This is a genomic window from Maribellus sp. CM-23, assembly GCF_021354595.1.
Classification (GTDB): Bacteria; Bacteroidota; Bacteroidia; order Bacteroidales; family Prolixibacteraceae; genus Draconibacterium.
In genome coordinates this window covers 304827-321817 of record NZ_JADWYJ010000006.1, presented here as the reverse complement: position 1 = coordinate 321817, position 16991 = coordinate 304827, and the positions used below count along the sequence as shown (strand labels likewise).

At 44.8% G+C, this 16991-nt stretch carries 9 protein-coding genes; all 9 read left to right on the top strand.

Features of this window, described 5'->3' with window-relative positions:
- Positions 1–230 precede the first annotated feature (230 nt).
- The 9 genes from INQ51_RS20035 to araA all read left to right on the top strand — a co-directional run bounded on the left by INQ51_RS20035 (position 231) and on the right by araA (position 16971).
- Positions 231–3005: an RICIN domain-containing protein gene (locus INQ51_RS20035; protein ID WP_233379772.1), complete on the top strand. Its 2775-nt coding sequence runs from the start codon at positions 231–233 to the stop codon at positions 3003–3005.
- Positions 3006–3096: 91 nt separating this feature from the next.
- On the top strand, positions 3097–4944 hold the full coding sequence (locus INQ51_RS20030; RefSeq protein ID WP_233379771.1) for an NPCBM/NEW2 domain-containing protein: 1848 nt from the start codon (positions 3097–3099) through the stop codon (positions 4942–4944).
- Between the two features lie 18 nt (positions 4945–4962).
- Positions 4963–5976: a glycoside hydrolase family 43 protein gene (locus tag INQ51_RS20025; RefSeq protein ID WP_233379770.1), complete on the top strand. Its 1014-nt coding sequence runs from the start codon at positions 4963–4965 to the stop codon at positions 5974–5976.
- 17 nt (positions 5977–5993) lie between these two features.
- A complete protein-coding gene (locus INQ51_RS20020; protein WP_233379769.1) occupies positions 5994–7982 on the top strand; it encodes a glycoside hydrolase family 127 protein in 1989 nt (662 codons plus the stop codon).
- A gap of 35 nt (positions 7983–8017) precedes the next feature.
- Positions 8018–9955, top strand: a complete 1938-nt coding sequence (locus INQ51_RS20015) for an alpha-L-arabinofuranosidase C-terminal domain-containing protein (RefSeq protein ID WP_233379768.1) — start codon at positions 8018–8020, stop codon at positions 9953–9955.
- Between the two features lie 9 nt (positions 9956–9964).
- The gene (locus tag INQ51_RS20010) at positions 9965–12157 is read left to right on the top strand and encodes a family 43 glycosylhydrolase (protein WP_233379767.1); all 2193 of its coding nucleotides are present in this window, start codon (positions 9965–9967) and stop codon (positions 12155–12157) included.
- Between the two features lie 45 nt (positions 12158–12202).
- Positions 12203–14692 carry a sugar-binding domain-containing protein gene (locus INQ51_RS20005; protein ID WP_233379766.1) on the top strand — a complete coding sequence of 830 codons (2490 nt, stop codon included), beginning with the start codon at positions 12203–12205 and terminating at the stop codon, positions 14690–14692.
- A gap of 37 nt (positions 14693–14729) precedes the next feature.
- On the top strand, positions 14730–15410 hold the full coding sequence (locus INQ51_RS20000; RefSeq protein WP_233379765.1) for an NUDIX hydrolase: 681 nt from the start codon (positions 14730–14732) through the stop codon (positions 15408–15410).
- 52 nt (positions 15411–15462) lie between these two features.
- Positions 15463–16971 (top strand): L-arabinose isomerase, encoded by a 1509-nt coding sequence (gene araA / locus INQ51_RS19995; RefSeq protein WP_233379764.1) that lies wholly within the window; start codon positions 15463–15465, stop codon positions 16969–16971.
- The last annotated feature ends 20 nt before the right edge of the window (positions 16972–16991 follow it).

Below are 16991 nucleotides of genomic sequence, written 5' to 3'. Positions count from 1 at the left end.
ACACAATATCATAAAAAAAATGAATCACTTATTTCCAATTTAAAATTAGTGTGATATCCATGAAGCATCCCCGTAAATGCTTGTAAAATGCAGCTTGACGAGTTTGTGTAGCATCTCTGCTGAATTTATAGCAACTGTTCTGATCTCTTTAAAATAAGTTTGTTTCGGTAATTTTATGAGAGCATAAACTAAGATTGACATCGAAAGAAATTTAACTAAAGCAACGAATTATGAAGACAGCTATACTTTTATCAATAATACTGCTGATTCTCGGTTTCGGAAATATCCCGGTAAAAGCACAAACTGCGAGTTCAAGCGACAACTTGATAGCGCAACCCGTTTCTGATCGTAATGTACTTTTTAATTTGTCGGAAACCGGTGTGATAAGGCCCGTGAGTTGGGGCCTGGACCTGGCTTGGCTTTGGGATGTAAACATAATTCGCGGTGTCGCCTTTATGGGCGTCGAGAATGTAGATGTGGTGCGGTCTTCGTTTATGCCAACCGATACAATAGCAGATGGCAAGTTGACCGGAACTGCACTCACCAATACAAATACGCGATTAGACATTATTGAAAAATGGTTAAAACCGGATGTAAAGGTAGCGCTAAACAGCGATCACCCCAGCGTTCATCCGTGGTACTTGCGTAATGCAGCCCACTGGGCCGAAATGATTGATGTAACGGCCAAATACCATGAAGAACGTGGGTATAAGGTAATTACTGCATCTCCGTTTAATGAACCTGACTATACTGTGACCGGTCAGGGGACTATGGAGGACTTTTACAATATAGTTGTTGAAATGAGAAATAATCCGCGTTTCGACACCATTCGAATCTCTGGTGGTAATACGTTGAATAATGACTTTGCTTTAGAGTGGTACAATTATTTAAACCCAGCAGGTTTAGACGAAGGAAATACGCACCAGCTGGCGGGAAGTTTCGATACTTATGCCGCATTCTTTAAGGCGGTCAGGGATAGTGGAGACCATGCAACGGCTGACGAAATGCACAACGTGATGGATGCCATGGTAGCACTTGAGTATGGACTGCAAACGGGTGTTTGGTGGGGAACTGCCGAGTATGCCCGCGGAGAATTTTGTAAGACAAGTCATGGAGAACGCTTAGGATATGCCGAACATCGTCCGAACTGGTCGGCAGCATCAGTTTACCGTGCTCCCGATGGGAAAATACAGGCTTTTGGTGGCGTATCAGAGCGTCAGGCCAGAACAACAAGCTATAATTTCGTATCAAAAGACAGGGTAGTGTATTACGATGGATATGGTCCTCAGCATGTTTTTGCCTTAGAAATGCCGGCGGGTACCGGATACATGACCGAGGATCAGCGTAATGCTGAACGAGTGATCAATATCACCTGGGGCGAAGATGTTCAGCCAGCAATTAACGGACGCTATTTGTTGGTGAACAGAAGCAGTGGCATGGTGATGGAAGTGGCCGGAGGGTCAACGCAGGCAGGAGTCAATCTGCAACAGGGTGCTAACACCGGAGCTACTTATCAGCAGTGGGAAGTGACACCCGTGAATACCCGGATTGGAGGCGATTTTAGTTATGTTCTGCTGAATGCCGTACACAGCGGCAAATCACCTGATATCTTAAACTGGTCGCTTGATAATGGCGGGAATATTATTGTTTGGGACGATACAAAAGGGGCCAATCAACAATGGTTCCTCGATTATGCTGGTGATGGATGGTTTTATATCCGCAGCCGCCACAGTGCAAAGTGCCTTAATGTAGATGAATCAGGTAATGTAGTACAGTGGGAGAAAACAGGTGAGGCAAGCCAGCAATGGCGCTTTTTACCGATTGATGCTACGATTGATTTCGACGCTCCTTCAGTACCTGGTAATTTAGCAGCCACCGCTAATTCCGTTTCAATCAACCTGAAATGGGATGCCAATTCAGAAGGATATGTGACGGGGTATGACGTTTTACGTGCTGAGTCAGCAGTGGGAGAGTACAACACAATTGGCCGGAATGTAGAGGCAACATCATTTGTTGATAATTCTGCACAACCCGGCGTTCAATATGCATATAAAATCAGGGCAGTAGATCAGTCCTTGAATCGCTCCAACTATTCCAATCAGGTTTCAGCGATGGCCACAGGTGAGAATGATATGGTGGAGCACCTTACATTCGATAATGAGGACACAAAGGACAACACGATCCATTTGAATCACGGCGCAGCCAGCGGAGGAACATTTGTTGAGGGTAAAAACGGGACAGATGCTTTATCCTTTAATGGTACAAATGACTTCCTTCAGCTGCCCGCCGATGTGGCCACTCATCCGGAGATATCCATTGCTACCTGGGTTAAATGGGCCGGGTTTGAAGTAGGGCAGCATTTGTTCAATTTTAATTCCGGCGAGGCTGATTACATGTATTTGTCTCCGTCAATCGGTGGAAAAATGGAACTGGCAGTTAAACTCAACGGCACAGAGCAAAAACTGAATGCTTCTGCTTTACCGGCCAATAACTGGGCACACCTGGTTGTAACTCTTGGAGATAACGGTGCAGAAATCTATGTGGATGGACAACTGCTTGCCGAGTCGACCGATATAACCATCCGTCCGTCAGAGATTAAGCCCTTGCTAAACTATGTCGGAATCAATCAGACAACCAAAAAAATGTTCAAGGGTGTGATCGATGATTTCAGAATCTACAACTATCAATTGTCTGGCACAGAAGTTACAGAGCTTTATGATGAATTAACCACAGCAGTTTCAGACAAAGAATTAAATAATAGCGCTTTATGGGCATGGCCGGTTCCGGCAAATAACATCCTGCACATCAATTATTCAGAATACGACAAACGAGACAACTTGTCCCTGCGACTATTCAATATGAATGGCGTAATAGTGATGGATATCGATGTAAATTCAGGCAATAATACTGATATTGATGTATCCGCTTTGCCCACCGGAATTTATTTACTTCGGATGACCACAGCAGAGGGAGCAGTTACCCAAAAAGTAGTGATAAAACATTGAATGTAGGTTAAAGGTTGACAGGGAAAAGATGGTGGGTTCGTCTTTTGGCGGACTCATCATCTAAAACTTTTCAAAAATCAAACGAAACAAAATGAACAATACTCTTATACGAAAAACAGTCGTATACATATTTATCCTAATGCAGACCGGGGCTGTTAAAGCCCAGAATGCAAGCGAATACTCATTCCACCAGTGGGCCTTAACCCCGCCAATGGGATGGAACAGTTGGGATTGTTATGGTCCCTCAGTGGTTGAAGAGGAGGTAAAAGCCAATGCCGATTACATGGCTGCCAACCTGAAAGATTTTGGCTGGGAGTACGTTGTTGTCGATATTCGCTGGCATGTAGATAATCAAACTACAGGACATTACAATGCTTACGATAATTCAACTTTCATCATTGATGAATACGGGCGTTACCTGCCTTCTCCAACGCGTTTTCCGTCATCGGCCAACGGTGCAGGGTTTAAACCACTGGCCGATTACGTGCATGGTTTGGGGTTGAAGTTTGGGATTCACATCATGCGGGGAGTACCCAAAGAAGCCGTTTTTAATAAACTATCCATAAAAGGAACCAACAAAACCGCAGCAGATATTTATTCCACAGCTTATGAATGTACCTGGTTGCAGGATAACTACACCATTGTTGCCGGCAAAGAAGGAGCCCAGGAATACTACAATTCCATTTTTGATTTGTATGCTTCGTGGGGTGTCGATTTTGTGAAAGTGGATGATCTTTCGCGCCCTTATCATACCAATGAGATCGAGATGATTCGAAAAGCCGTTGATCAAACCGGAAGACCGATTGTGCTGAGCATGTCGCCCGGAGCAACGCCGGTGGAAGAACATGCACATGCTACCGCAAATGCCAATATGTGGCGCACCATCGACGATTTTTGGGATAACTGGTCGCAATTGAACTATTCATTTGAAAAATGTGCCGAATGGGCACCGTATGTTCAACCCGGAGCGTGGCCGGATGCAGATATGCTTCCTTTAGGAAAATTTATTCGGGGAGAACGAGCTACCAATCGCTACACAAAATTTACCAAAGACGAGCAATATACGCTGATGACGCTTTGGACCATGTTTAAATCGCCGTTAATGTTTGGCGGGAATTTGCCCGATAACAATGCGTTTACGAATTCGCTGTTAACCAACCGCGAAGTACTAGAAGTACACGCCAATTCGATTAATAACAAGCAGTGGTTTAATGAAAACGATGTAATTGGCTGGACAGCTGATGATCCGAAAACAGGGGATAAGTTTGTTGCCTTGTTCAATAGCGCCGGTGATGGTTTTGTTACAACAAATAACTTGTTGTACCGAAGCGGAACGGTATCGCGCCTCACTGATGGTTTTGGTGAAAAGATCGATATCGGGATTACAAAGGGCAGTAAACAGCTATTCCTGATCGTTAACGACGGTGGTGACGGTCATGCCTGCGACCATGCCGATTGGATTAACCCAACCATTTACCTGGATAATGGCGATTCGATCAGCCTGGCTGATCGAAGTTGGGAATCTGCTTTTGCCGGATGGGGCGAAGTTACATTGAATAAAAGCATATCGGGCAACCCGTTAAATGTAAAAGGGACAAGCTACGAAAGAGGTATCGGAACACATTCTCAGTCTATTATCAAATATACGATTCCGGGAAATACAGTTCGGTTCAAAGCTTTTGCCGGACTGGATATTGGCGGAACAAGTCAACAGGGAGGTGCCACTGTCGAATTCATGGTATCGGTAACCGATCCAACAACTCACGACGAAGATGCAGTCGCAATTCCGGTAAATCTGAAAGAATTGGGATTCAGTGGAGATTGTATGATTCGCGACTTATGGGAGAAGAAGAATCTTGGAACTTTTTCGGGAACTGAGTTTGCCCCAACAATCAATTACCATGGTGCAGGTCTCTATCGTATTTCAGCAACAAACTAAACCAATAAATAAGTTAATATGAAGTCAATAAGCAAATTGAAGATAAAAGGATTAGCAACGATTGCCGGCTTGTTTGCAGTTTCTGCAGGAGTCTGCCAAACAGAAGGCAATGAATTGTTTCATTTTGAATCAACTGGTAATCCGATAATAACGCACAAGTACACAGCCGATCCAGCAGCACTTATTCATAACGATGTTTTTTATGTGTACACCGGGCAGGATACAGGCGATGGGAAATGGTATGATATGCCCAACTGGCTGGTGTTTTCATCAAAAGATATGAAAAACTGGACAGAGCATCCGATGCCTCTGAAAACCAGTGATTTTAAATGGGCAAAAGATCATAGTTCCTGGGCCAGCCAGGTAATTGAACGCAACGGAAAATTCTACTGGTACACTTGTTCCGAGCATGCTATCATTCACGGGAAAGCAATTGGAGTGGCAGTTGCCGATTCGCCAACCGGTCCTTTTGTAGATGCACGTGGTTCGGCATTGGTAACCAACGACATGACCACTAAATGGACCGGTATCTCGTGGGATGATATTGATCCTTCGGTTTGGATCGACGATGATGGACAAGCCTATCTTTTTTGGGGAAACACACAATGTTATTATGCGAAACTAAAAGAAAATATGACAGAGCTGGACGGTCCGATTATTCCGGTTGATTTGCCGGCTTTTACCGAAGCTCCCTGGATACACAAAAAAGATGAATGGTATTATCTTTCCTATGCTACCGGATTTCCTGAGAAAACAGCCTATGCCATGAGCAAAAGCATTAATGGCCCCTGGGAGTACAAAGGTATTTTAAATGAAATTGCAGGAAACAGCAATACCAATCACCAGGCGATTGTCGAATTTAGAGGCAAATGGTATTTCGTGTACCACAACGGAGGTATTCAAACCGAAGGGGGAAGCTTCCACCGATCAGTTTGTATCGATTACTTGTACTACAACGCGGATGGTACGCTGAAACGCGTGCATATGACAAGCGAAGGAGTTAACGAAGCAGCACCCGGTTTTCAGAATTAATGAACGAATAAAGTGTTATGAAACGACTGAGTTTATACATGGTAGATATAGGGAAACTTGTTCTCTTAACAGGTATTTTAATGTTGTTTGCCTGTCAGCCTGAAAATAAGAAAGCGGACGAAGTTCAGGTTGTTTATCCCATTTCAGGAGTTCCGTTTAACGAGGTTCATATAAAAGATAAGTTCTGGCTTCCCAAAATCGAAACCAACCGGACGGCAAGTATTCCGGCAGCCTTTAAAAAATGTGAAGAGACGGGCCGTTTGGATAATTTTCTGATTGCCGGGAAAAAAATGGATGGGCCGGTAAAAGGTGAAATGCCTTTTGATGATACCGATGTTTATAAAACGATTGAAGGAGCCGCATATTCAATGACTACTTTCCCTGATTCTAAACTGGATGCCTATGTCGATTCCCTGATTCAGATCATCAGTATCGGACAGGAAGAAGACGGTTACCTGACGACCTATAAAACCATCGATACAACAAAAGCTCCGGCAGGATGGTGCCCGCCGGGAGGCAGATGGGAGCACCTGGAATGCAGTCACGAACTATACAATAGCGGGCACATGTTTGAGGCGGCTGCCGCACACTTTATGGCAACCGGAAAAACAAATTTCCTCGACATTGCCCTTAAAAATGCCGATCTCCTTGTTTCTGTTTTTTTACAGGAAGGAAATACCCAGGTTCCCGGTCATCAGATTGTGGAAACTGGTTTGATCAAATTGTACCTGATCACGCAAAAAGAAGAATACTTAAAGTTGGCCAAACATTTTCTGGACAGGCGGGGTGACAACACCCACCGTGAATTAGGTGGGCCTTACAATCAGGATCACAAACCGGTGGTGGAACAGGAAGAAGCCGTTGGTCATGCTGTTCGTGCTTTGTATATGTATGCCGGAATGACTGACATAGCGGCTTTGTACAGCGACACTGCATATCAGCAGGCGGTTGACAAACTTTGGGTAAATGTGGTCAGCAAAAAAACATACATAACCGGAGGCCTGGGAGCACGACACAACGGAGAAGCTTTTGGTGATAACTACGAATTGCCGAACCTGACGGGGTACAACGAAACTTGTGCGGCCATCGCAAATGTGTTCTGGAATCACCGGATGTTCTTGTTGCATGGCGATGCAAAATACATCGATGTTTTGGAAAGAAGCCTTTACAATAATGTGCTTTCGGGAGTTTCAACCGACGGAACAGCTTTCTTTTATCCCAACCCTCTGCAATGCGATATGAGCTACCATTTTAACCGGGGAGCAACTTTGACTCGCCAGCCTTGGTTCGATTGTTCGTGTTGCCCAACCAACCTTGCCCGTTTAATGCCTGCTGTAGCCGGATATATTTATGCACACAAGGGGAATGATTTGTATGTGAACTTGTATGTCCAGAGTTCCGCCAATGTTAAGCTCGATAATGTATCAACAGAAATTACACAAACCACTGATTATCCGTGGGAAGGAAATGTAAAATTGGATGTCAGTCCCGAAAAAGAGGCTGAGTTTTCGGTTAAGCTTCGCATTCCGGGATGGGCAGAAAACCGACCACTTCCCGGAGATTTGTATGCCTACGAAAATCAATCAGAAAGCCATCCTGTGGTTAAGATTAACGGAGAGACAGCCAGCTTCTCAAAAGAAAAAGGCTTTGCAGAACTTAAACGCAGATGGAAAAAAGGAGATCAGATTGAGTTGATTCTTCCAATGGAGGTGAGAAAAGTAAAGGCCAACGAAAAGGTGGCAGACGATCTTGGAAAGGTAGCACTTGAGCGAGGTCCCGTAGTTTATTGTGTGGAGGAAATTGATAACCCCGAAATCGAACATCTTGTCATATCGGGGAATACCAACTTTTCAACCCGTTTCGACAGTGAATTATTAAACGGCGCGGAAGTAATTGAAGCAAGCGGAGATACCAATGACAAGCCATTTACAGCCATCCCATATTTTGTTTGGAATAACAGGGGAGCCAATAAAATGAAGGTCTGGCTCGACGCGAAAGAGAATTAAATAGTAATAGAATAATCTAAATCAACCGATATATCATGAAGAAATATGTAGTGATCTTATTTATACTTCTGTCCTTTGGGAATTTGAAGGCTCAAATCAAATTTGAAGTCGATCTTTTGCAACCCGGGGCAACAATTGCACCCGACATGTACGGTGTGTTTTTCGAGGACATCAATTTTGGCGCAGATGGCGGATTGTATGCAGAACTTGTTAAAAACCGGTCATTCGAGTTTGACCAGCCGTTTGTGGGCTGGCTTCCGTTTGGCGATGTCAGCATTAAAAACGAGAATCCTTGTTTCAACAGGAATCCACACTATGTACGCATGAACGAAACAGGGCTTCGCCGGGGAACCGGACTTGAAAACGAAGGTTTCCGAAGAATAGGTTTCAGGGAGAATGCCGCATATAATTTTTCATTTTACGCGCGTTCGCTCGATGGTGGTCAAAAGAAGTTTAAAATAGAACTGGTTAGTTCGAAAGAAGAAATAATCGGTCGCGAAGAAGTTCTTGTTGAAGGGGAAGAATGGAAAAGATACTCGGTGAGTCTGACTGCCGGAGAAACCGATGCCAAAGGGAAACTCCGTCTTGTGCTGGAAACGCCTGGGATTGTTGATCTCGATCATATCTCGTTGTTCCCTGCAGAAACCTGGAAGAATCGTGAAAACGGTTTACGCAAAGATTTAGTGGAAGCTTTGTACGATTTGAAACCGGGAGTATTCCGCTTTCCGGGAGGCTGTATAATTGAAGGAAACACGCTGGAAACACGCTACCAGTGGAAAAACAGTGTGGGTGCGGTAGAAAACCGTCCGCTGAATGAAAACCGCTGGAACTACACCTTTAAACACCGGTTTTTCCCTGACTATTACCAGACTTACGGATTGGGCTTTTATGAGTTCTTCTTGTTAAGCGAAGACCTGGGAGCGGAACCGCTTCCGGTAGTAAGCTGCGGTTTGGCATGTCAGTACGAAAGTACCGAATGCGTTCCGGTGGGCGATCTTGAACCCTTTGTGCAGGATGCACTGGATTTGATTGAATTTGCCAACGGCCCTGTTAATTCGGAATGGGGAAAAGTGCGAGCCGAAATGGGGCATCCCGGTTCATTCAACCTAAAATACATTGCCATTGGTAACGAGCAATGGGGCGAAGGCTATGTAGAGCGGCTGATCCCCTTTATGAAGGCCATTCGTGAGAAGTATCCTGAAATACAGATCATCGGAACCTCGGGCCCTGCTCCCGATGGAGAACATTTTGATTACCTGTGGCCTAAAATGGATGAATTAAAGGTGGATCTGGTGGACGAACACTATTACCGCAGTCCGGAGTGGTTTCTCGAAAATGCGAAAAGATATGATACCTACGATCGCAATGGCCCCAAGGTGTTTGCCGGCGAATATGCTGCGCATCCGCAAAGCCGCGACAACAATGCTTTTTCAGCCATTGCAGAAGCAGCCTTCATGACCGGATTGGAACGAAACGCAGACATTGTACGGCTGGCAACTTATGCACCTTTGCTGGCACACGTGGATGCCTGGCAATGGAAACCCGATATGATCTGGTTCGACAACCTGTCTGCAGTTCGTACTCCAAACTATTATGTGCAGCAAATGTATGCCCGAAATTCAGGAACTTACGTCTTGCCGGTTACTCAGAACGGAGAAAACATCGCTGGAGAGGATGGTTTGTATGCGAGCGCTGTTTTTGATGAAGGAAGCTCGGAAGTTGTAACGAAGGTGGTAAATGCAGGTTCTTTGTCCAAAGATATTTTCATTTCACTCAATGGACTCCAGGCGCCGCTAAACGGAGAACGGGTGCAGATTATTGAGTTACATTCGAACGTTCCGGAAGCGGTAAACACATTGGAAAAACCAAATACGATTGTTCCGGTTCCCTCATTTGTTGAAGCCGGAAAAGACGGATTTACCATAAAGGCCCAGGCCAATGCCTTTTATGTATGCAGAATAAAAATCAAATAAGCCAGTATAATGAGACTTTTAAAAACTTATAAGAAAATATTCCCGGTGCTGACAATTGTATTGGCAGGGGGGCTCTATCTTTTTTCGGCCTGTAGCCAAGCGGAAAAATACGAAGCCTATTTGTTTACTTACTTCACCGGAAATGGACCGGGAGAAGAAGCAATCCGTTTTGCGGTTAGCCTCGATGGGTACAATTATCGTGCTTTGAACAACAACAAACCGGTACTGGATTCAAAAGTTATCAGTAAATCAGGCGGTGTGCGCGATCCGCACATTCTGAGGAGTGTCAATGGAAAAACTTTTTACATGGTAGCTACCGACCTGTTTGTTCCGGAAATGGGGTGGAACAACTATGCGATGATCCTGATGAAATCCACCGATCTTATAAACTGGGAAACATCGATGGTCAATATTCCGGAAACATATCCCGATGAGTTTGGCGATGTGGACCGGGTTTGGGCTCCGCAAACCATATACGATGAAACGACCGGAAAATATATGATCTACTGGTCGATGAAAGACCGTGGTGCACATCCTGATATCATTTATTACGCTTATGCGAACAAGGATTTTTCAGGGCTTGAATCAGCACCGAAACAGTTATTGTATAACCCTACCAACAATGCCTGCATTGATGGCGATATTATCGAAAAAGACCATAAATTCTACTTTTTTCACAAAGCGGAAAGCGGGGCACCCGGTATAAAACTGGCAATTTCGGACAAGCTTACTGAAGGGTACACCTATCCTTCGATGGAACGTGTGGATAAAGAAATAGATCGCGTGGAGGGCTCGGGTGTTTTCAAATTGAACGATTCGAATGAATGGATCCTGATGTACGATGTATACGGTTCCGGAAGGTATCAGTTCACCAAGAGTAAAGATCTGGAGCACTTTGAAGTCATTGATGAAGAGATCTCCATGAATTTTCATCCCCGCCACGGAACGGTGATCCCAATAACTGCCAAAGAATACGAGCGTTTAATGACCGCCTTTGCTAAAGCTGATGATTTGTTTATTGATGCCACTTCAGATCAGTTGAAAAAGAACAATGTGGTATTCAATGGGGAGAAAAAGACAATTCACCTTCCGGTGAAAGTTGGGACCGATCTAACAGCATTTGATCCGGCGTTTACCGCATGGGAAGGTATCACTTTTGAGCCTCAGGGGCCTCAGCAGTTCACTCAAGGAGCGGTGGAATATACGTTTACGATTGTTGGGCAGCAACCTGTAAAATACCAGGTAACAGCTTCTGAAGATCATAACCCGGCTTTGAATGGCTTTTATGCTGATCCGCAGGTTCTGTACTCCAATAAAACAGGCAAATATTACATCTACCCAACATCAGACGGATTTACCGGATGGTCAGGCTATTATTTCAAGGTTTTCTCGTCGGATGATCTGGTGAATTGGAAAGACGAAGGCAAAATTATGGATATGAAAGCCGGTGATGTTCCCTGGGCCGACGGCAGTGCATGGGCTCCAACCATTGTCGAAAAGAAAGTGGGCGAAGATTATAAGTATTACTACTATTTCAGCGGGAATTATGTTGCCGGCAGCGGAAAACAAATAGGGGTAGCTGTAGCTGAGAATCCAACCGGGCCATTTGTCGCAGAAAAAGAGCCAATGATCACGGAATCTCCGGTAGGTTGGGGGCAGCAAATTGATCCCTGTACTTTTATCGACCCTGTTTCGGGCAAAGCCTTCATTTATTGGGGAAATGGATACCTGGCAGCCGCTGAGCTGAATGAAGATATGGTTTCGGTGAAGTCAAATACAATCAGAGTATTAACGCCTGCGGGAGGTACAAACGCCGATTATGCTTTCCGCGAAGGGATATACGTCATTTTCCGCAACGGTACTTACTATTTTATGTGGTCGGTTGACGATACCGGTTCAGCCAACTACCATGTTGCGTACGGAACAGCCAAATCGCCAATGGGGCCGATTGAGGTGGCGGAAAATCCAATTGTGCTTATTCAGGATGCGGCCAGTGGATTGTATGGTACCGGGCACCACTCGGTTATACAGATTCCCGGTAAAGATGAATGGTACGTGGTATATCACCGAATCAATGCCAAACACCTTAGTGATGGCCCTGGCTTTCACCGAGAGGTTTGCATTGATAAAATGGAATTTAATGCAGATGGTACGATTAAGCAGGTAGTGCCAACAGTTAGCGGAATTGATCCTGTAGAATAATTGCCTGATAACAAGTTCTGGATAAACAACTTTAGCAGTATGAAGATGAAATTACTATTCGCGCTTTTACTTTGTCTGGCAGGTGCCGGTATTTTGCATGCACAAACCGGATTTGGAAAGTCGGAACAAATAAATAATAATTGGAAGTTTACGCTGAATGATTTTGAAAACGGACAAAGTATTCAGCCGGACGATAGCCGCTGGCAAACCGTTGATCTTCCGCACGATTGGAGTGTAAAAGGGCAGTTGAGCCCGACGTTGGCCAGTGCAACCGGTTATTTGCCGGGAGGTATTGGCTGGTATCGGAAGTCATTCGAAGTTTCTAAAGAACAAGAAGAGAAAAAGGTTTATCTGTATTTTGAAGGCGTCTACAACCGCAGCGAAGTGTTTGTCAATGGTGTTTCCCTGGGCAAGCGGCCAAACGGTTACATTTCGTTTATGTACGATGCAACGCCATTTATCAAATTCGGCGAAGAGAACATCATCGCAGTGCGGGTTGATCACAGCCAGTCTGCCGATTCGCGCTGGTATACCGGATCGGGGATTTACCGCGATGTTTGGCTTGTTTATGCCAACCCTGTTCAGATTGCCCAATGGGGTGTTTATGCTTATCCCGAGCAGCTAAAAAAAGGCTATCAGCTAAACGTTGAAGTTGATCTAGAAAACGGTTCTGCCAAGTCGTCAGAATTGATCGTAAAAAACGAACTGTACGATGCGGACAACAACCTGGTTGCAAAATCGTCTGATAAATTAACCGTTTCAGCCAATCAAACAGGGAAGATACAAACGGCATTAAAAGTAACCAATCCGGAACTTTGGTCGTTGGATGCACCGAACCTTTACACCCTGAAAACCACCGTTTATAATGATGGAAAACTAATTGATGAAACCACCACTACAACCGGTTTTCGCCATTTTTCCTTTGACCCGAATAAGGGTTTCGCATTGAATGGCGAGCCGATGAAGGTGAAAGGTGTTTGTTTGCACCACGATGCCGGAGTATTGGGATCCGCAGTGCCGCGCGAAGTCTGGAAGAGACGCTTGCAAACCCTCAAAGAAATCGGCGTTAATGCCATTCGCACCAGTCATAATCCGCAAGCTCCCGATTTGTACGAACTGTGCGACGAACTTGGATTGCTTGTTTTAGATGAAGCCTTTGATGAATGGGAGTTTCCCAAACGCAAATGGCTGGAGGGCTGGAATGTTGGTACTCCCGGTTTTGAGGGAACGTTTGATTTCTTTGAAGAGTGGGGTGAAAAGGACTTGGGAGATATGGTAAAACGCGATCGCAATCATGTTTCTGTTTTCGCCTGGAGTATCGGGAATGAGGTGGATTACCCGAACGATCCCTATTCGCATCCGGTATTGGACGGCGGTGCTGAAACCGGTTTTACCCAGCCGATTTTTGGAGGATATAAAAAAGAGGCACCCAATGCCATGAGATTGGGAGATATTGCCGAGCGTTTGGTAAAAGTGGTAAAACAGTACGATCAGTCGCGTCCAACAACAGCGGGTCTGGCAGGAGTTGCCATGTCCAACCAAACCGGATATCCTTTTGCTTTGGACATAACCGGTTACAACTATACCGAGAGCCTTTATGATCATGATCATGCCAAATACCCGGAGCGAGTGTTGTTTGGCAGTGAAAACCGTCATGATCTGGAAGCCTGGAAAGCTGTGACTTCTAGAGACTTTGTTTTTGGTCAGTTCCTGTGGACTGGTATCGATTACCTTGGTGAATCCGGTCGCTGGCCTTCGCGCGGTTTTTATTCAGGTCTGCTCGATTTTGGTGGTTTCATTAAACCGCGTGGATATTACCGCCAGTCGTTATGGGCCGATAAACCTATGGCTTATTTGGGAACCTACCCGACACCGGGCCGTGGTAGCAAAAGCCAGATGAAAGATGTTTGGTCGCACCTGGATGCGGAAAATTCCGGTGGTAATTACGAAGAGAAAGTACCGTCGATGGATGCGTGGCCGATATGGAACTATCAGCAAAACCAGTTAATCCGGGTGGTTTGCTATACCAATGCTGCGCAGGCAGAGCTATTGATTGACGGAAAAATGGAGGGGGAGAGGAAAGCCTATAATAAGGAAACAGGAATCATTTTCTGGGATATTCCCTACCGCGATGGCAAGCTCGAAGTTGTTGGATTGGATACTGAAGGGAATCTGGTTAGCAGCTATTCAATTCAGTCATCCGGAAGGCCTTATGCCATTAAAATCATAGAAAGTGCAACAGAAATAGCTAAAGACGGTGTTGCCCAGGTTGCCATTCAGGTGGTTGACGAGAATGGCATTCCGGTAATGCTTTCAGATGATGAGATTACCTGCCAAATTCTGGGGGACGGTAAATTGTTGGGTTTAGAAGCCAGTAACAACGAAGATATGGGTGACTACACCGATAACAAACAGCGCGTATTTCACGGGCGTTTGATTGCCTATATCAAAGCCGGAAGATCGGAGGGAGAGTTGGCTGTCAGATTCACCGCTAATTGGTTGAAACCGGCAGAGATACAAATTAAAGTACAGTAAGAGAGAAGTCTTTACGATTGATGCTACATTTTTAATTATGAAGTATTACCATCAACATCCAAAACATCTTGTAGCTGTCGACTGTGTTATTTTCGGGTACGACGAAGGAACGTTGTGTCTTTTGTCGTATCCGCGCGGATTTGAACCGTCTAAAGGCGCATGGTCACTAATGGGAGGTTTTGTTCTGGATGGTGAATCTTCAGATGACGCTGCCATGCGCGTTCTAAAGCAAACAACAGGACTCGGAAATATCTTTATGAGCCAGGTGGCAACGTTTACAACGCACGACCGTGAACCTGAGGCCAGGGTGATCAGCATCGTTTATTATGCGCTGATCAGGATGGAAGAACACGATAAGGCGTGTGTTAAAGAGCACGGTGCATACTGGTGGCCGATTTCGCAGTTGCCGGAACTTATTTTTGATCATGACCAGATGGTTAAGCAGGCGATTGAAAAGTTGCAACGCGAAGCTGGTTACCGATTAATCGGCCACGAACTTTTAGGCGAGAAATTTACAATGTCTCAATTACGAAAACTGTATGAGACGATTTTTATGCGTGAATTTGACCCGGGTAATTTCAGAAAGAAAATACTGTCTCTGGATGTATTGGAAAGATTAAATGAAAAAGATATATCAGAATCAAGAAAAGGAGCTTTTTATTACCGGAGTAAAAGAGAGCTCACTAAAAGAGGTTTAGACCGCATTGTAAAGGTCTAAATTTTTTTCAACTTTTCAATAAGAGTAATAAATACGTTTAAAAACTAATAAAATGAACAACAAATTAAATGAAATGGAAGTATGGTTTGTTACGGGTAGTCAGCACCTTTACGGACCAAAAACACTACAGCAAGTTGATGCAGATTCAGAAAAAATTGTAGAGGGATTAAACAATTCAGAAAAAATGCCGGTAAAAATTGTATTTAAACCGGTTGTAAAAACTCCTGATGAAATTCTGGATATTTGTGTGGAGGCCAGCTCGAATAAAAACTGCATTGGCATCATCACCTGGATGCATACTTTTTCTCCAGCCAAAATGTGGATTGGCGGTTTAAAGGCTTTAAGCAAACCTTACATGCATTTGCATACGCAATTTAACCGCGATTTACCATGGAGCGAAATTGATATGGATTATATGAACCTGCATCAAAGTGCTCATGGTGGCCGCGAGTACGGTTTTATCAACGCTCGGATGCGGAAAAATCGTAAGGTTGTGGTTGGGCACTGGCAAAATGAAGAGGTGCAAACGCAGGTGGCCAATTGGTGTCGCACCACTATTGGCTGGGCCGATTCGCAAGGGCTGAAAGTGGCACGTTTTGGCGACAACATGCGTGAAGTGGCCGTAACCGAAGGAGATAAAGTGGAAGCACAGATCAAATTTGGATGGCATATTCACGGTTATAGCCTTGGCGACCTGGTGGCATATGTCGAAAAAGTGACTGAAGAAGAAGTCGATACCTTATACAAAGAATATGAGCAATTGTACGAGGTGGCAGATAATTGCAAGCCTGGCGCAGAATACCACGGGAATGTTCGTGTTCAGGCGCGTTATGAAATTGCGTTAAAACGTTTTATGGAAGATGGCGGATTTAAAGCATTTACAACCAATTTCGAAAACCTTACTGGATTATCTCAACTCCCGGGGCTGGCTTCGCAACGCTTAATGGCAGCCGGGTATGGCTTTGGAGCCGAAGGAGACTGGAAACAAGCAGCCTTATTACGCATTGTAAAAACCATGTCAGTCGGGATGAAAGGAGGAAGCTCTTTCATGGAAGACTATACGTATCATCTTGAACCGGGCAACGAAGCTGTTCTGGGAGCTCATATGCTGGAGATTTGTCCGACTATTGCCGCCAAAAAACCGCGTCTTGAAGTTCAGTCTTTGGGCATTGGAGGAAAAGATGCCCCGGCTCGTTTGATCTTTGAAAGTGCTACAGGCGATGCAATGAATGTTACGGTAATCGACATGGGCAGCCGTTTCCGAATTATTGTGAATACGCTGGATGTTATCGAACCACTTGCCCAAATGCCTAAGCTTCCGGTGGCATCGGCCTATTGGAAAACACATCCCAACCTGGCCGACGGAGCCGCCGCCTGGATTTATGCGGGAGGTACACACCACTCGGCTTTCACTCTGGCCCTGACGCCTGATTTTATCGAAACGTTTGCCGAGCATGCAGATGTTGAATACATATTAATCGACAAGAATACAAAGGTCGACGAGTTGAAGAAGGAACTGCGCTGGAACGACCTGTATTATCTCCTGGCTAAAGGCTTATAAAAACAGAATCAGAAACCATC